At 59.5% G+C, this 16,676-nt stretch carries 14 protein-coding genes and 1 other RNA gene; 11 read left to right on the top strand and 4 right to left on the bottom strand.

The features are described from left to right. The first annotated feature begins 207 nt into the window (after positions 1-207). Positions 208-3,213: a M1 family metallopeptidase gene (locus ABD837_RS00530; RefSeq protein WP_345049060.1), complete on the top strand. Its 3,006-nt coding sequence runs from the start codon at positions 208-210 to the stop codon at positions 3,211-3,213. Positions 3,214-3,267: 54 nt separating this feature from the next. On the opposite strand, the gene ABD837_RS00525 is transcribed toward ABD837_RS00530, so the two are convergent. Then, positions 3,268-4,083, bottom strand: a complete 816-nt coding sequence (locus tag ABD837_RS00525; protein WP_345049058.1) for a M23 family metallopeptidase — start codon at positions 4,081-4,083, stop codon at positions 3,268-3,270. A gap of 135 nt (positions 4,084-4,218) precedes the next feature. Between ABD837_RS00525 and dgt the strand changes: the two genes are divergently transcribed. After that, complete coding sequence (gene dgt / locus ABD837_RS00520; protein ID WP_345049055.1) at positions 4,219-5,616, top strand: dGTP triphosphohydrolase; 1,398 nt, start codon at positions 4,219-4,221, stop codon at positions 5,614-5,616. A 107-nt stretch (positions 5,617-5,723) separates the two neighbouring features. Beyond that, positions 5,724-7,607, top strand: coding sequence for a DUF4153 domain-containing protein (locus ABD837_RS00515; protein WP_345049053.1), 1,884 nt, complete (start codon positions 5,724-5,726; stop codon positions 7,605-7,607). A 29-nt stretch (positions 7,608-7,636) separates the two neighbouring features. Here ABD837_RS00515 and ABD837_RS00510 read toward each other — a convergent pair whose 3' ends face one another. The 3 genes from ABD837_RS00510 to guaA form a co-directional block, all read right to left on the bottom strand. Beyond that, entirely contained in the window at positions 7,637-8,332 is a 696-nt protein-coding gene (locus tag ABD837_RS00510; protein WP_345049052.1) for a type 1 glutamine amidotransferase, read from the bottom strand. Between the two features lie 69 nt (positions 8,333-8,401). After that, a complete protein-coding gene (locus tag ABD837_RS00505; RefSeq protein ID WP_345049049.1) occupies positions 8,402-8,632 on the bottom strand; it encodes a hypothetical protein in 231 nt (76 codons plus the stop codon). 75 nt (positions 8,633-8,707) lie between these two features. Next, a complete protein-coding gene (gene guaA / locus ABD837_RS00500) occupies positions 8,708-10,243 on the bottom strand; it encodes a glutamine-hydrolyzing GMP synthase (protein WP_345049047.1) in 1,536 nt (511 codons plus the stop codon). Between the two features lie 228 nt (positions 10,244-10,471). Here guaA and ffs point away from each other — a divergent pair. The 8 genes from ffs (at position 10,472) to ABD837_RS00460 (ending at position 16,661) form a co-directional block, all read left to right on the top strand. Next, positions 10,472-10,569, top strand: an RNA gene (ffs, locus tag ABD837_RS00495) — signal recognition particle sRNA small type. Positions 10,570-10,750: 181 nt separating this feature from the next. After that, the gene (gene fsa / locus ABD837_RS00490) at positions 10,751-11,407 is read left to right on the top strand and encodes a fructose-6-phosphate aldolase (RefSeq protein WP_345049045.1); all 657 of its coding nucleotides are present in this window, start codon (positions 10,751-10,753) and stop codon (positions 11,405-11,407) included. Between the two features lie 93 nt (positions 11,408-11,500). Then, on the top strand, positions 11,501-11,704 hold the full coding sequence (locus ABD837_RS00485; protein ID WP_345049044.1) for a fructose-6-phosphate aldolase: 204 nt from the start codon (positions 11,501-11,503) through the stop codon (positions 11,702-11,704). Positions 11,705-11,708: 4 nt separating this feature from the next. Then, complete coding sequence (locus ABD837_RS00480; RefSeq protein WP_345049043.1) at positions 11,709-12,398, top strand: cell division ATP-binding protein FtsE; 690 nt, start codon at positions 11,709-11,711, stop codon at positions 12,396-12,398. Further along, a complete protein-coding gene (locus tag ABD837_RS00475) occupies positions 12,398-13,306 on the top strand; it encodes a glycosyltransferase family 2 protein (protein WP_345049041.1) in 909 nt (302 codons plus the stop codon). The genes ABD837_RS00480 and ABD837_RS00475 overlap by 1 nt, the downstream gene beginning before the upstream one ends. Before the next feature lie 73 nt (positions 13,307-13,379). Next, positions 13,380-14,531 carry a DegT/DnrJ/EryC1/StrS family aminotransferase gene (locus ABD837_RS00470; protein ID WP_345049039.1) on the top strand — a complete coding sequence of 384 codons (1,152 nt, stop codon included), beginning with the start codon at positions 13,380-13,382 and terminating at the stop codon, positions 14,529-14,531. A 9-nt stretch (positions 14,532-14,540) separates the two neighbouring features. Then, positions 14,541-15,566, top strand: coding sequence for a Gfo/Idh/MocA family protein (locus ABD837_RS00465; protein WP_345049038.1), 1,026 nt, complete (start codon positions 14,541-14,543; stop codon positions 15,564-15,566). Between the two features lie 207 nt (positions 15,567-15,773). Continuing rightward, positions 15,774-16,661 (top strand): hypothetical protein, encoded by an 888-nt coding sequence (locus ABD837_RS00460; protein ID WP_345049037.1) that lies wholly within the window; start codon positions 15,774-15,776, stop codon positions 16,659-16,661. The last annotated feature ends 15 nt before the right edge of the window (positions 16,662-16,676 follow it).

Genomic DNA, 16,676 nt, shown 5'->3' with positions numbered 1-16,676 from the left:
AGGCGTGGTTGCCATACCAGCTTGGGTGCGGCAATTGCTTTTAAACGAGGGTTAGCAGGTATGCTACGGTTGTTATTATCGTCCAGTTAATACTAAAGGTTCAGCTGCCACAAACCGAGTATGGAGTTTAGGACGAAGTACTCGTTCGCCCCGGCGCCGTAGCTTCGCGGCGGCTAGCGGCCCTACCCCTGCCGGCCACCTTGCTTCATGAACAAACCCCTACTCATTGGCCTGCTGGCCCTACTGCCCGGCCTGACGCTAGCCCAGCGCCGCCCCAAGCCCAAAGCCAAGCCCACCGCAAAAGTTGCTGCCGGCCCTTACTTCCAGCAGGAAGTGAAGTATTCGATTGATGTGCGGCTCGATGACAAAGCCCATGTTTTGCGCGGGCACGAGGAGCTGACTTATACCAATAATTCGCCGCAGGCGCTGCCGTTTATCTGGTTCCATCTGTGGCCTAATGCCTACCGCGACAACCATACGGCGTTTGGCCGTGAGCAGCAACGCCACGGCAACCGCAACTTTTTATTTGCAAGTCCCCAGCAGCGCGGTTTTATCGACAGCCTGAGCTTTGTGGTGAACGGGCAGGCGGCCAAGCTGGAATACGACCCCGAAAACCCCGACATCGCCAAGCTGCTGCTGCCGCAGCCGCTGGCTCCGGGTGCGGCGGCCACCATCGCCACGCCGTTTCGGGTGAAGCTGCCAGGCTCGTATTCGCGCATGGGGCACGTGGGCCAGAGCTACCAAGTAAGTCAGTGGTTTCCGAAGCCGGCCGTGCTCGACCGGCGCGGCTGGCACCCCATTCCCTACCTCAGCCAGGGCGAGTTTTATTCGGAGTACGGCTCGTTTGATGTGAGCATCACCCTGCCCAGCAACTACATTGTGGGCGCCACCGGTGAGCTGCAAAACCCCGACGAGCGCGCCCGCCTGGCCGAGCTGGCCACCGCCACGGCCGTCAAGAAAACGGCTGAAGCTTTTGGCAATGACCGGAAATTCCCGGCCTCAGCCCCCACCACCAAAACCCTGCGCTACGTGCAAAACCGCGTGCACGACTTCGCCTGGTTTGCCGACAAGCGCTTCAACGTGCTGCAGGATACCGTGCGCCTGCCCTCGGGCCGCACCGTGCAGACGATGGTGCTCTTCACCAACCGCAACCCCGTGCGCTGGATTCAGGGCCTGGAGGAAGTGAACACCGCCCTGCGCAGCTACTCGCGCTGGGTGGGCGAGTACCCCTACTCGGCCGTGACGGCCGTGGACGGTGCTCTGACCGCCGGCAGCGGCATGGAGTATCCGATGGTGACCGTAACCGAGCCCGGGGCCATCGTGCACGAGGTGGGCCACAACTGGTTCTACGGTATTCTGGGCTCGAACGAGCGGGATTTTCCGTGGATGGACGAGGGCGTGAACACCTACGAGCACGTGCGCACCGAGGCCCTGAGCAACCCAATGGCCGGCCTACTGCCCGAAATCACGACTTCGCCCCGCGCGCTGAAGCTGGTGGGGGTGGACGGCCTGCCGGCGTCGGCCTTCAACCTGCTGCCCTACCAGGTGCTGGCCAGCCACGGAGCCGACCAGCCCGTGCAGGGCCCTTCGTCGGCCGCTTTCACGCAGCTTAACTACAACGGCGGGGTGTACTTCAAAACGGCTTCGCTGCTGCGCTACCTGGCCGGCTACCTGGGCCAGGACAAGTTCGACGACGCCATGCGCCTGTACTACACGCGCTGGCAGTTTCGGCACCCCTACCCCGAGGACATGCAGGCGGTATTCGAGGAAAGCACGGGCCAGAAGCTGGGCTGGTTTTTCGGCGACATGCTGGCCGGCACCCACCACTACGACGCCGACCTGAGCGCCGTAGCCATCTTCAACGACGTGGTGAAGGTGCTGGTGCGCACCGACTCCGAAGTGCCCTGGGCCGTGCCTGTGAGCAGCCTCGACGCCCAGGGCAACGTGCTCGAAACCCTCTGGACCGCGCCCTTTGGCAACACCGACGCCAGCGCCGAGGAAGAAGCCACCAGCCAGCTCAACTTCAAGCGCGCCAACGTGGTTGCGCTGGTGGTCGATGCCGGCTACCTCACGCCCCAGCTCAACCGCCGCAACGACCGCCTGAAGCTCGAAGGGCCTTTGGCGAACACTGAGCCGCTGCGCCTGCGCCCGCTGCTGAGCGTGGAGCGCTGGGACAAGAAAACCGTGAGCTGGCTGCCGGTGCTGGGGGCCAATACCTCCGATAAGTTCATGCTGGGCGCGGCCTTCTACAACGACCCGCTCGCGCCCCGGCCGCTGCAATACCTGGCAATGCCCATGTACAGCTTCAACCGCAACGAGCTGAACGGCATCGGGCGCATTCAACTCAACGTCCTGCCGCATTCCAGGGCCCGCCGCTTCGTCACGAGCTTCACGGTGCAGCGCTTCGAGCGCTACCTCAAGCTGGAGCCGGCCTTCACCTTCTACCTGCCGCACCGCCCGGGTGCAGCGGTGCAGCAGCAGGCCAGCGTGGCGCTCACTTCCGTGCACGACCAGGACCGCGACCGCACCAGCAGCATTTATTCCGTCGAGTACGGCGCACACCACAAGGATGCCCTCAACCACTGGAGCGGCCACGTCGAGCTAAACCAGCTGCAGGCTGCCACCAACAGCACCAATGCCCCCGTGCTGCTGCGCGCCGAGGCACGCTACCTGCGTTACTACTCGCGCACCAAGCGGCTGCAGGTGCGCCTGTTTGGCGGCCGGTTTCTGGAGGATGCAGCGCAGTCCGATTTCGTGCTGGGCCTGAGCGGCAGCCCCGACTACCGCCGCCAAACGCCCTTCTTCGACCGCCAGCAGATTTCGCCCGCATTGGCGGCCCAGGTGCACCAGACCGACGGCCGCGACGGTGCGTTCAAGGCCTTTATTCCCGTCGCGAGCAACTCCTGGCTCAGCACCCTCAACCTGCAGGCCGACCTGCCCATTACCAGGCTGGCCGTATTTGCCGACTTCGGCGCTACTGGCAACACGCAGTACCTAGCGGGCCGCCCCCAGGGCCAGCGCCTGTTCTACGACGCCGGCCTGACTGTACCATTCTTCGGCGAAATCCTGCAGCTCTACATCCCGGTAGCCGGCTCCCAATTCCAGAGCGGGACCCCCGAAAGCCGCCAGGATTTCACCGACGCCATTCGGTTCCAGATTCACTTCGAAAAGCTGAACCCCTTTAAGCTGCTGGATGAGGGAGTGAACAAGTAGATTCCCTGTAGTTACTCGGTTGCCGCAATTGCATGCCCTCGTTTTTTATCGGTCTTAATAGGCCTTTGAATAGAAATTACCGGGCTGCAATAAAACTGCATTACCGCCTTCATCTACTCTAAATTTGGTCTCCAGCGAATTGCCCTTCCCAAAACCAGGCAGAAAACACACGAAGTGTAAGTGGGGGCCACTCGACCAACCAACATTACCACTGTAGGCAATTATATCGCCCTTTTTTACCGTCCCCCCCACGCTAAGAGAAGTGCCGTTGTACCGGATGTGCGCATACCGGGCGAAACTGCCATCGGAGTGCATTATGATGATGTAATTATTGAATTTACTGCACTCCTCCCGAGGGCAGGACTCCGTGTTATTTTTCTCAATTTGCACCACCACACCCTCCCGGGCGGCCACTATTTCCGTCCCCTCGGGCATCGTAAAATCTAAAGCTTTTTCGTCCTGATGTGAAAACGGCCCATTATATCCTTGGTGAAGCAGGAATTTTTGCCCTTTTTGAAAAGGCAAGTCATATAGAATTGACTTATCATACGTGGTGATGGTGACATCTCCCATCGTTGAGATAAACTTATAATTAAAAGTGTATCGACTAGAAGCGTCCATTACACTTAGCTCCCCTATTTTAAACTTATTACTACCCGGCGGGATAACGAATATTCTTTTCCCTCCGCCCGAAAAGGACAAATTTGATGATTCCAGATTCAGGGCAATAGACACCGGGTGCAAGGCACTGTTATTAGCATACAGCACGAACCCACCGCTTTTATTCTCATGAAACAGCTTAATTGTTTGAGCTTTAAGAACAATACTAAACAACACGAATAAAATTGTAAGCGGCAAGCGAGCTTTCATCTTTGGCAGATTAGGTAAAACGGTGTTCAACTCCCAGGTACTGATGCCCGCGAAGTTACTGCGGATGTATAGGCAGCAACTAACTGCTTAGTAGCAGCCAGTGGTTTGCTTTGCGCCTTCTTCTAGCTTTGACGCATGCCCTCCGCACCCGAAACAACCTGGCCTTCCCTGCTTTCGCAGCGCCGCTACCCCGACCGCCCAGCCGAAATGCCCGCCCCGGGCCGCTCGCCCTACCTGGCCGATTACGACCGGGTGGTTTTCTCTTCCGCGTTCCGTCGCCTTCAGCGCAAAACCCAGGTGATGCCGCTGCCCGAAACCGACTTCGTGCACACCCGCCTCACGCACTCCCTCGAAACCGCCTGCGTGGGCCGCTCGCTGGGCCGCCTGTCGGCCCGCCGGGTGCTGGAAGCCGACCCAAACCTGGCCCAGGAAATGCCCGATTTCGCCCAGGACTGCGGCGATATTGTGGCGGCCGCCTGCCTGGCCCACGACATCGGCAACCCGCCGTTTGGCCATTCCGGCGAAGATGCCGTTTCGGCTTACTTCGCCAGCCGGGCGGCCGAGCGGTTCATCACCGGCCTTAGCGCCGCCGAGCAGGCCGACCTGCAGCACTTCGAGGGCAACGCTGCCGGCTTCCGCATTCTCACCCATACTTACCCGGCACTCAGCAGCGGTTCGGGCGGGCTGGGGCTCACGTATGCCACGCTGGGCGCCTTCACCAAGTATCCGCGCCCGTCCGTTATCGACGAATCGAAAAAGCAGCGTGGGGCCAGTGAGAAGAAATACGGCCATTTCCAGACCGAGAATGCGCGCTTTAAGCGGGTAGCCGAAGAGTTGGGCTTGCGCCCCAAGGATGCCGCGGCCGGCTTCTATCACCGCCACCCTCTGGCGTTTCTGGTCGAAGCCGCCGACGACATCTGCTACCGCATCATCGACTTTGAAGACGGCCTCAAACTCGGCCTCATCGATAACGAGCGCGGCCTGCAGCTCATGCGCGACCTGCGCGCTGCCGCGCCCAATGCCCGCCCCAAAGCCAGCGGCGGCAGCGGCCTGCAGTGGCGCGACTGGCAGGAAGAGCTGGGCTACCTGCGCGCCACCCTCATCGGGCAGCTGGTGGATGAAACAGCTACCCGCTTTGCCGAGCACGCGCCCGCCATTCTGGCCGGCACCTACGATGCTTCGCTGGTGAAGGAGCTAACCGGCTACCAATTTCTGGAAGAAATCCAGCGGCTGAGTGTCGATAAGCTCTACCGCTCGCGCCCGGTGCTGGAAATTGAAGCTGCCGGCTTTGAAGTGCTGGGCGGCCTGCTCGATGCTTTCCTCTGCGCCATCTTCGACTCCAAAAGCAACCACCGCTCCCGCAAGCTGCTCGACCTGCTGCCCAACCAGTTTCGCGCTATTGGCCCGCAAGCCGGTGCGTCGGCCTACGAGCAGATTCTGCTGCTCACCGACTACGTGGCCGGCATGACCGACCAGAACGCGCTGAGCTTGTACAAGACGATTAAGGGGATTGAGTTGCCGAAGGGCTTTTGATACCCCTTCCCATCATATTCCTGATACTGTAGCCGTCACTTCGACTTTTCGAAGGCGGTTATTGCTGCGCCCAACCTTTCCACTCTGCTGCCTTCTTCTGCATCGCCATGATATTCCCCTCCCTGCAACGCATTGCCGACGAAGCAGAGCGCGTGTTGCGACGTTTCCCGCTGACGCTACTGTGCAGTTTTGTACTGGGCGGCGTGGGCATGTTCGTCATCCACTTAGATGCTGAGCGAGCCGAACAACTCACCTGGACGTTCCCGGTGCTGTCGGCGGCGGGGATGGGATTGTCGCTCACGTTGGCCCTTTCGCTGGCGGCCGAGCGCTACCGCTGGCCGAGCTCCCTGCGCTGGGCCACGCAAATAGGGGCTGTTGTATTGCTGGTAACCTGGGCCCTGCTGGCCCCGCCGAGGCCCGACAGCGTCTGGGGCATTCGGCTGCTGCTGTTGCTGCTTGGGCTGCACCTGATGGTGGCCGCTGGCCCCTATTTGGCGGAGTTGCGCCGCAAAGCCGACACGCCCGGATTCTGGCGCTACAACGAAACCTTGTTTCTGCGCATTCTCAGCGCCATGCTGTACTCGGGAGTCCTGTATGCAGGGTGCGCCCTGGCCCTGCTGGCTGTCGAAAAGCTGTTCGACGTCAACCTCGGCCATCACGTTTACCTCGACTTGCTGCTCTTGCTGGGCACAGTGTTCAACACCTGGTTTTTCCTGGCTGGGGTGCCCCACGATTTCGCGGCACTAGAGGAAGAGGCGGCTTATCCGAAAGGCCTCAAGCTCTTCACGCAGTTCGTGCTGCTGCCGTTGGTAGTGCTCTACCTGGCCATTCTCTACGCCTACCTGGCCCGCATTCTACTGGCCATGAAACTGCCCCAGGGCTGGGTGTCGACGCTGGTATTGGCGCTATCCGTAGCGGGCATTTTCGCCCTGCTGCTCATTCACCCCATCCGCCAAACCGCCGAAAACGCCTGGATTCGCACCTTCGCCCGCTGGTTTTACCGGGCATTGTTTCCCCTGCTTGCCTTGCTGGCGGTGGCTATCAGCACCCGCATTAGCAGCTACGGCATCACCGAAGAACGGTATTTCGTGCTAGTGCTAGCCGCCTGGCTGTTTGGCATGGCGGTCTATTTCTTACGGCACAGCGGGCAGGGCATTATCTGGATACCAGCCTCGCTGGCGGTGGTAGCGTTTCTGGCGGCAGGCGGGCCGTGGGGCGCTTTTGCGGTGGCCGAGCGCAGCCAGTTCAACCAGCTGGTAGCCCTGAGCCGCCAATACCGCCTGCTCAGCGCCGGGCACCTCGACGACGCGGGCCAGCGCGTACCAAACCTGCCGCTGGAAGCCCGGGTGCGCATCACGTCCATCTTCGAATTTTTCGCTGACCGCTACGTGGCCCAGCACCTACAGCCTTTGTTTGCCGCCAATGTGGCCCTCCCCGATTCGCTCACCAATACCATTTCTTTATCAACACGTTATGCCCGCTCTTTGTGGCAGGCCGACCGTCTATTCACCCTGAGCAGCCTGAAACGCACAAACAGCAACAGCGATATGATGGAGGATGAAAGTTCGATATCGTTTTTGGCTCGAAGTAGCAGTACCCGAACGTTAGGCAATGGCCAGTACTGGTTCAACGAAATCGGGGTGAATGCTTATAACCCGCAAGCTTCTAAAGTACTAGCAGAGGCCAACCTTCAGGAGGGCAATTTCCGGTTCCGCACGCAAGCCCACGCCCGCCAACTGCTGCTTGAGCAGCTCCGAGCCGACGGTAGCTGGCAACCCCAGCTTACGCTTTTCCCGGGGGCCGTGGCCGACTCCTTAGCCCGTATTCCCAGCGGCCGCACGCAGGATTTGCCCACCGAGGCGCTCACGCTGCACCGCACCGCGGGGCGCATCACCGTGCATGTGTTCATGCAAAACGTTAGTCGATACCAGCAGCACGACTCCATCCGCTATGCCTACAATGCCCAGGCGTTGCTGGAACTGAAGAAATAATGCGGCCCGTGCGTACGTGCCGTAAAACGTTAAGCAGTTGCCTCGGCATGATGCAATGCCACCAGGTTCTCCAGTAGGGTCTCCAGCAGCTTGCGCCCCTTCCACACCGATTTCAGCTTGGCGCGAATCTGCTCCGCGGTCTGCACGAATTCCTGCACCTCGGCCTGCTCGTGGTTTTCGTCGGCCATTAGCTGCTCAACCATGGGCACCGTCATTTCGGGGTGAAACTGCAGGCCAATTACGCCATCGCCCCACACAAAGCCCTGCGTCGCGCAGCCCGCCGACATGCCCACCCGCATGGCTCCCGGCGGCATCGTAAACGTGTCGAGGTGCCAGTGCAGCACAGCGGCCTTCTCGGGCCACCCGCGCAGCAGCGGATGCTCCAGCGACTTGCCCGAAAACCGCACCGTCCAGAACCCGATTTCCGGCGCGTGGTTGGGTCGCACCTCGCCGCCCAAGGCCTCAGCCACCAGCTGCGCGCCCAGGCAAATGGCCAGCGTAATCTTGCCCGCCCGCAGCACCTCACGGATGAAAGTTTTTTCCTCGCGCAGCCACGGTAGGTTTTCTTCGTCGTGCACGCTCATGGCCCCGCCCAAAATCAGCAACCCGTCAAAATCGGCCAGCGCCGGAAACTGCGGATTGGGATCGAACAGCTTCGTAAAAGTGAGCGAATGGCCGTGCGCGACCAGCCAGTCAGCCGCGTGGCCCGGCCCTTCGTGGGGCATGTGTTGGATAATACTAAAGCGCATTGTACCTAAATAATTTTGGCTAAATCAAAAGCTCCTTTTCAAATGCTAGATGTTTTCTGCGTGACGCAGCATAATGAGAATTTCTGCACCAAATGCTACTGCTATAAAGCCCAAAAAGAAAACAATCCAGAATAACGCTCCCGTTACAAGTTGCGTCCAGACATTTCTGTACTGCTTTCGGCTAAGAGTGCGATAAATCCAGACAGCAGCCATCATGTACGGGATTTCAAACACGTAAAATTCCCAATAGGACAGCAGAAACAGGAATAATTTCATTGACTTTTATAACAGAAAGTCGCTACGGTAACCCGTAGCGACTTTCTGTTATTTGCGCTACTACAAAACGCTAATTTACTCCCACTCAATCGTCGCCGGCGGCTTACTCGAAATATCATACACCACGCGGTTAATTCCCCGCACTTGGTTGATAATCTTGTTGCTCACCTCGGCCAGGAAATCGTAGGGCAAATGTGCCCAGTCGGCCGTCATACCATCCACGCTGGTTACGGCGCGTAGGGCCACCACCCGCTCGTAGGTGCGCTCGTCGCCCATTACGCCCACGCTTTGCACGGGCAGCAGCATGGCGCCCGCCTGCCACACGTGCTCATACAGTCCGTGCTGTTTCAGCAGGTTGATGAATACGCCGTCGGCACGCTGCAGCAGGTCCACTTTCTCGGGCGTGATGTCGCCCAGGATGCGGATGCCCAGGCCGGGGCCGGGGAATGGGTGGCGGTTGAGGATATCAGCCGGCAACTCCAGCGCCGCACCCACCTCGCGCACTTCGTCTTTGAAGAGCATCCGCAGCGGCTCCACAATTTTCAGGTTCATTTTCTCGGGCAGGCCGCCCACGTTGTGGTGGCTTTTGATGGTCACCGACGAGCCGTGCACCGACACCGACTCAATCACATCGGGATATATGGTACCCTGGGCGAGCCAGCGCGCGCCCTGCACCTTTTGCGCCTCGCGGTCGAACACCTCGATAAACGTGCGGCCAATGGCCTTGCGCTTGCCCTCTGGGTCGCTGATGCCGGCCAGTGCGGCGTAGAATTCGGGCGCGGCATTCACGCCGGTCACGTTCAGGCCCAGGCCTTCGTAGGCCTTGAGCACGGTGGCAAACTCATCCTGGCGCAAGAGGCCGTTATCTACAAAAATGCCGTGCAGGCGCGGGCCGATGGCGCGGTGCAGCAACAGGGCCGCCACGCTGCTGTCCACGCCGCCCGAGAGGCCCAGAATCACCTGGTCGTCGGGGCCAATGGTGTTTTGCAGCGCGGTCACGGCCGAATCCACGAAGTGGTCGGGCGTCCAGGTTTGGGCGCACCGGCATATATCGACTACGAAGTTGCGCAGCAGTTGCTTGCCCTCGGCCGAGTGCGTCACCTCGGGGTGAAACTGGATGCCGTAGGTATCCTGGCCCTCGATTTTGAAGGCAGCTATCACCACTTCAGGTGTGCTGGCAATGATGTCGTACCCAGCAGGCAGGCGCTGAATGGTGTCGCCGTGCGACATCCAGACCTGCGACTCGAGGTGCATGTTGGCCAGCAGCGGCGAAGCCGTATCGAGCGACGACAGCCGCGCCCGACCATACTCGCGGATGGTAGCGGGTGTGACCTCGCCCCCGCCCTGCTGCGCCAGCAGCTGCGCGCCGTAGCACACCCCCAGCACCGGAACCTTGCCCAGAATGTGGCTCAGGTCGGGGTTGGGCGCACCTTCCTCACGCACCGAGCACGGCGAGCCGGAAAGAATAACGCCCCGAATATCATCGCTAAGGACGAGGTTCGGGGCGTGAGTGTAGGGGTGAATTTCGCAGAACACGTGCAATTCGCGGATGCGCCGGGCTATCAATTGCGTGTACTGCGAGCCGAAATCAAGGATGATAAGTCGTTCCATGCCGCAAAGCTACTCCCGGATAATGACGGATTAGTAGGGTTAAAGGCAGATTTGTTCGATTTAGTGAACGCCCCCTAATCGTCTGGTCACTTTTTGGAAAGTCGTGAGCCGGTTCCATTTCCAAAGAAATCAGCCCCTTACCTAAGGAGCTGGTGCCCCACCCCGAAACCAGGCCATAAAATCCGACAACTCCGTGCTGAGTTCGACGAATCCGTGATTACCTTTGCATCGGCAAGTCAGAACGACCAGCTCCTGCTGAACTCCCCCAGGACCGGAAGGTAGCAAGGGTAAGTGGTTGTAGCGGTGCGATTTTGGCTTGCTTTTTTTGTCCTTTCGCATCGGCCCCGATGCTGCTCTATTCCGCAATTTTGGCGGGCCAATGAGTAGCTTTGGGGCCGATTCTTTTTCAGTGAGGAATGAAGAATGAGGAATGAAGAATGGACGCTGGCATCGTCCACTTTGCTCAGTCATTCCTCATTCTTCATTCCTCATTCCTCATTAAAAAGCATGAAATTCTTCATCGACACCGCCAACCTGGCCGAAATCCGCGAAGCCGTGGAGCTGGGCGTCCTCGACGGCGTAACCACCAACCCCTCGCTCATGGCCAAGGAAGGCATCAAAGGCCTTGATGCCGTGATGGCCCACTACCGCCAGATTTGCGAGTTGGTCGACGGCGACGTTTCGGCCGAAGTGATTGCCACCGATTTCGACGGCATGGTGCGCGAGGGCGAGGCCCTGGCCGACCTGCACCCCAACATCGTGGTGAAAGTGCCCATGATTAAGGACGGCGTGAAAGCCATCAAGTACTTCGCCGACAAGGGCATCAAAACCAACTGTACCCTGATTTTCACCGCTGGCCAGGCCCTGCTGGCGGCCAAAGCCGGTGCTACCTACGTGTCGCCTTTCGTGGGCCGCCTCGACGACATCGGCGCCGATGGCCTGCAACTGGTAGAACAGATTGTGCAGATTTTCAGTAACTACGGCTACCCGACCGAAGTATTGGCCGCTTCGGTGCGCCACGTACCGCACCTCATTCAGTGCGCCGAAATCGGGGCCGACGTGGTGACCTGCCCGCTCAGCGTTATCAACGGCCTGCTCAGCCACCCCCTGACCGACAAGGGCCTGGCTACCTTCCTGGCCGACCACAAGAAAGTCAACGCTTAATCTGTTACTTGGGGAGTCGGGGACTGGGAAACGGTTTATTCCTTTGTCGAAGCAAGCCCGCTAAGCAATTCAATTTCTCAGTCCCTACGCCCCATGTACATCATCAAAGTAAAAGGCAAGGCCAAAATTCCGGACTACATCCAGCTGCGGGACGAGGCCTTCGTGCTCATCGCCTACTTCCGGGCCGACCGGCCGCTGAAGGACCTGCACCGCTACGGCCTCGAAGGCAAGGAAAATGAGCTGGCCGCGGTGATTTCGGGCTTGGCTTTTGGCAAATTGCAGGCACTGAGTTTGTAATCGTATGACTGAGAATGTAATTGAGCTGCAGGATGCTACGATAATGCAGGAGCAGCAGGCCGTGCTGCAGGGCGTGTCGTTTACAATAGAGAAGGGTGCCTTTGCCTACCTAGTGGGTCGCACCGGCTCAGGCAAGTCGTCGCTCCTGAAAACCCTGTACGCCGACCTGCCGCTGCAAAGCGGCATGGGCACCGTAGCGGGTTACTCGCTGCCGAAGCTGTCGGCCAGCAAGGTGCCGTTTCTGCGCCGCAAGCTGGGCATTGTGTTCCAGGACTTCCAGCTGCTCGGCGACCGCACAGTGGCCGAGAACCTCATGTTTGTTCTGAACGCCACGGGTTGGAAAGGCAAGTCGCAAAAGCAGCAGCGCATTTCGGACGTGTTGGTGCGCGTGGGCCTGAGCGGGGCCGCCAACCGCATGCCGCACCGCCTCTCGGGTGGCGAACAGCAGCGCGTCGTCATCGCCCGCGCCATGCTGAATGAGCCGGTGCTGATGCTGGCCGACGAACCCACCGGCAACCTCGACCCCGACGTTTCGGCCAGCATCATGCAGCTGTTTGGCGAGATTAACAACGCCGGCACGGCCATTCTTATGGCCACACACAACTTCCAGCTGATTGAGCAATACCCGCACCGCGTGCTTACCTGCAAGGATGGTGAGCTGCTGGATTCGGCGCGCACCACGCTTCCGGGCTAATGTTGCCGGGTACCGAAGCCGGGCTATCGGTGCTCATCCCCGTGTATCAGCGGGAGGTGAGCGAATTGGTTACGGCCCTGCTTGCACAGCTGCCCGACTGGCCGGGCCCGGTAGAAATTCTCCTGTTTGATGATGGTTCGGCTAAAGAATTCCGTTCGTTAAACCGCTCGCTGGCTTCGCTACCCGGTGTGCGCTACCATGAGTTGCCGCACAACGTAGGTCGCGCCTCCATCCGCAATCAATTGGCCAACGCGGCGCAACACCAGTGGCTGCTGCTGCTCGACAACGACAGCCAACTACCCGATACGCACTTTCTGGCACGCTACGCAGCAGCCTGCAACCAAGCTCACCTCCTCATCGGGGGCACCAGCTACGAAGCAGTACCGCCCGCCGACCCGTCCCTGCTCCTGCGCTGGCGCTACGGCCACGAGCGCGAGGCCCGGCCCGCGGCCGTGCGCCAGGCGGCGCCCTACGCCCAGCTTACGATTAACAATGCCTTGGTTCGGGCCGACGTTTTCCGGCGGTTTCCGCTCGATGAAAGTCTGCAAGGGTATGGCCACGAAGACACCAAATTTGGCGCAGAGCTGGCGGCAGCGGGCATCCCCATCCTTCACCTCGACAACCCCGTGATGCATGACGGGCTGGAGCCAGCCTTGGCTTTCCTAGCCAAGAGTGAGCAGGCCGTGCGTAATCTGGCCCGCGTATACCGCGAAAGCGGGGTTGGGACCGATTCCCGACTGCTGCAAACGGCCCTGCGGCTGCGGCGAATGGGTGCGGCCCGGGTGGCACGGCGAGCGCTGGGCGCGGCGGCTCCGGCCCTGAAGCGCCAGTTGCTTTCGCAACATCCAAACCTGCTCGCTTTCGACTTGCTAAAGCTGTACTGGCTCCTGAGTGAGCTGGCAAACTAATTTTCGTTCGGCCCGGGAAGTTTAACTGGCTGCGTTCGGCCGGTATCTTTGGCGGCAATTCTTCGCTACTCCTTTGATTCTTCCCGCCCCGTCCTCCCCTATCCAACTCCTCGATTTGGCCGCCGAGCACGCGCTGCTGCAGCCGGCCCTGAACGAGGCGATGGCGGACGTGCTGAAATCAGCAGCTTTCATTCAGGGCCCACCCGTAGCACAGTTTGTGGGGGAGCTGGGTGAGTATTTGGGCGGCGCTCACGTCATCCCCTGCGCCAACGGCACCGATGCCCTCACCCTGGCCCTGATGAGCCTGAACCTACCAGCCGGGGCCGAAATCATTGTGCCCGCCTTCACCTACGTGGCCACGCTGGAGGCTGCGGCGCTGCTGGGCCTGCGCCCCGTGCTGGCCGAGGTGCAGCCCGATACCTTCAACCTCGCCCCGGCCGCCGTGGCTGCTGCCCTTACTCCCCGCACCGGGGCCATTATCGCCGTGCACTTGTTCGGCCAGTGCGCCGATTTGCAAGCCTTGCGTGCGCTGGCGACCCGCCACGGGGTGGCCCTGATTGAGGATAACGCGCAGGCCATTGGGGCCACTTTTCAATTCGAAAGCGGCGAAACTGCCTTTGCGGGTGCTGTGGGCGAGGTGGGCACCACTTCCTTCTTCCCATCTAAAAACCTGGGCTGCCTCGGCGACGGCGGCGCCCTTACTGCCCGCGACCCGGTCCGCGCCGCCCTGTTGCGCCAACTGGCCAACCACGGCCAAAGCCAGAAATACTATCACCAGCGCATCGGTCTCAACTCGCGCCTCGATACCCTGCAAGCCGCCTTGCTGAGCGTGAAGCTGCGGCAGCTGCCACACAATACGGCTGCGCGCCAAGCCGTGGCCGCACGTTACGACGCAGGCCTGGCCGCCGTGCCCGGTCTCATTCTGCCGGCCCGCGACCCGCGCAGCACCCACGTATATCACCAATACACCATTCAGGTAGCCGAAGCCGACCGCCGCGACGACTTGCAAAACCACTTACGCCGGCTGGGAGTGCCCACCATGATTTACTACCCGCTGCCGATACACGCGCAGCCCGCCTATGTTTATTTGGGCTACCGCGCCGGGCAATTTCCGGTAGCCGACCGGCTGTGCGGTGCGGTGCTGTCGTTGCCCATCCATCCGTTGCTGACGGCGGAGCAGCAGGATTATATAATCGGGAGCATTAGGGCTTTCTTTGGGAGTTAATTCTGTTTCGTGCGCAACCTTTCCCTTCCCGTCCGCTTCGCCATCTGTGGAGTGGGCCATATTGGCCGCCGCCATGCCACGCTGGTTGCCCGCCACCATGGCGCCGAACTGGCTGCGCTGATTGATGTTCGAAGCGACCTACAGCCCAGCCTGGCCGCGGAGTTTCCGGACGTGCCTTTCTTCGCTTCGCTCGAAGAATACCTGCAAAACGGCCCGGCCGCCGACGTGCTCACCGTGGCCACGCCCAACGGCCTGCACGCCCGGCAGGCAATGGCCGGCCTGCATCACGGCCTGCACGTCGTCATCGAAAAGCCCATTGCCCTGCACTCAGCCGACGCTGAAGCCATTGTGCAAACGGCCCGACAAACCGGCCGGCTGGCCTTTGGCGTGATGCAGAACCGCTACTCCCCGCCTGCCGCCTGGCTGAAGCAGATTGTGGACGAGGGCCGCCTGGGCCAGGTGTTTCTGGTGCAGCTGAACTGCTTCTGGAACCGCGACGCCCGCTACTACCAGCCCGGCGGCTGGAAGGGCACGCAGGCCCTGGACGGCGGCACGCTCTTCACGCAGTTCAGCCATTTCGTCGATTTGCTGTACTGGGTGTTTGGCGACATCACCAATATTTCGGCCCGCTTCCGCGACTTCACCCACGAAGGCCTGACCGAGTTTGAAGACAGCGGCCTTGTGACCTTCGACCTCGCGCGTGGCGGCAGCGGCACGCTCAGCTATAGCACCGCCGTGTGGGACCGTAACCTCGAAAGCTCCCTCACCGTGGTGGCCGAGCGCGGCAGCCTGCGCATTGCCGGCCAGTACATGGACAAGGTAGAGTATTGCCACCTGCAGGACTACCAGATGCCGGTGCTGCCCCCCACCAGCCCCGCCAACGACTATGGCCCCTTCCAGGGCTCGGCGGCCAACCACGTGCAGGTCATCGAAAACGTGGTGGAGACCGTGCAGCAACGCAGCCACGCCACCACCAATGCACTGGAAGGCTTGAAAGTGGTGGAAATAATTGAGCGTATTTACGCCCTGCGGTAGTAGACTTTCAAATACTCTTTTGAAATGAATTGTCTCAGAATAAGTAGCTGCTTTTTATTTATGCTCTGCTTTACGCAGTGCGCTTCGCCCGTCAAGGAGTAAGAGCAATTTACAGGGAATAAAGTACCGACTGAGTGGATTGAGAAGGTTCGCAAATACAACTATAAGCAGGACAACTTACCGCTACTGAAACAATTCGAGCAGTTCGTGAAGCCCGATACGCTGGACTGTGCGAGTGAAGCTCCACACCTTGGCAAAGGCATCATGGAGCCCGGACCAGCGGCGGAATTAACGCCGCTATTTCTCAACCTTGATGAGGACCCCGGGGAAGAATTAATTGGCATTTTGCGCTATGCACGGTGCGAACCCATGCTATTCGTGTTTAAAATGATAGGCAATTCGTGGTATTTGCTCCACCACGAATCCATCTTCGTTCATAATGAAGAGCCGGAATTACTTGTCGCGAATACTCCTTCTGCACACAAAACTTTTTATGTGCGTTTTCTCCAAGACCGAGGCTCCGGAATTTACCGCGATTCGTATCGATTTTATAAACTAATTGGCAATAAGGTGCACGGCTGTTTGGAGCTAACCAACCGCGCTTCGATTTATGGGTGGGGCCTGTACCTGAATCAGAAAGTTGACTTGAGGCTCCAGTTTAACAGCACCTACGAGGATGCTATTGCGGCGAGTTATCGATACTCATTTTTCCCAGGTGCGGTATTTGACCACGAGATGAGTTGGGCCGCCCACCCGGAAATTCCGTTCGTGCAGGGGTCCGACCTCGCCTATTACAAATGGGATGCGTCAACGCTGACATATCAGCTCATAGCGCCAGCACTTGATGAACCAACGAATTTGAATAAAGCCAAAATAGCCACGTTCGGCAACTTTGGCAACGACTCACTGTTCGTCAGAGCCTTTGCTTACGAAATTGACGAAACGCTCCGCGAAGGAACCCCCGCAGCAAAAAGGTTATTGGCCTCCTACCTGCGTTTTGTAAAGCAAAAACAACGGCCCCCGGTGCATTTTGGCGAGCTAGAAGAGAAGCAACACGTTAAGGGAACAAAATTTTACGGCCCGAAGCCCAACTAGCATTCATGCCAGTAG

The sequence above is a fragment of the Hymenobacter glaciei genome, from assembly GCF_039539585.1.
Lineage (GTDB): Bacteria > Bacteroidota > Bacteroidia > Cytophagales > Hymenobacteraceae > Hymenobacter > Hymenobacter glaciei.
Note: the sequence above shows the minus strand (reverse complement) of the source record. Positions and strands in the feature narration are given on the sequence as shown.

Bases quoted from the DNA above. Each gene is read 5' to 3' on its own strand.
- ABD837_RS00530 (WP_345049060.1), top strand. From the start codon at position 208: ATGAACAAACCCCTACTCATTGGCCTGCTGGCCCTACTGCCCGGCCTG.
- ABD837_RS00525 (WP_345049058.1), bottom strand. From the start codon at position 4,083: ATGAAAGCTCGCTTGCCGCTTACAATTTTATTCGTGTTGTTTAGTATT.
- dgt (WP_345049055.1), top strand. From the start codon at position 4,219: ATGCCCTCCGCACCCGAAACAACCTGGCCTTCCCTGCTTTCGCAGCGC.
- ABD837_RS00515 (WP_345049053.1), top strand. From the start codon at position 5,724: ATGATATTCCCCTCCCTGCAACGCATTGCCGACGAAGCAGAGCGCGTG.
- ABD837_RS00510 (WP_345049052.1), bottom strand. From the start codon at position 8,332: ATGCCCCACGAAGGGCCGGGCCACGCGGCTGACTGGCTGGTCGCGCAC.
- ABD837_RS00505 (WP_345049049.1), bottom strand. From the start codon at position 8,632: ATGAAATTATTCCTGTTTCTGCTGTCCTATTGGGAATTTTACGTGTTT.
- guaA (WP_345049047.1), bottom strand. From the start codon at position 10,243: ATGGAACGACTTATCATCCTTGATTTCGGCTCGCAGTACACGCAATTG.
- fsa (WP_345049045.1), top strand. From the start codon at position 10,751: ATGAAATTCTTCATCGACACCGCCAACCTGGCCGAAATCCGCGAAGCC.
- ABD837_RS00485 (WP_345049044.1), top strand. From the start codon at position 11,501: ATGTACATCATCAAAGTAAAAGGCAAGGCCAAAATTCCGGACTACATC.
- ABD837_RS00480 (WP_345049043.1), top strand. From the start codon at position 11,709: ATGACTGAGAATGTAATTGAGCTGCAGGATGCTACGATAATGCAGGAG.
- ABD837_RS00475 (WP_345049041.1), top strand. From the start codon at position 12,398: ATGTTGCCGGGTACCGAAGCCGGGCTATCGGTGCTCATCCCCGTGTAT.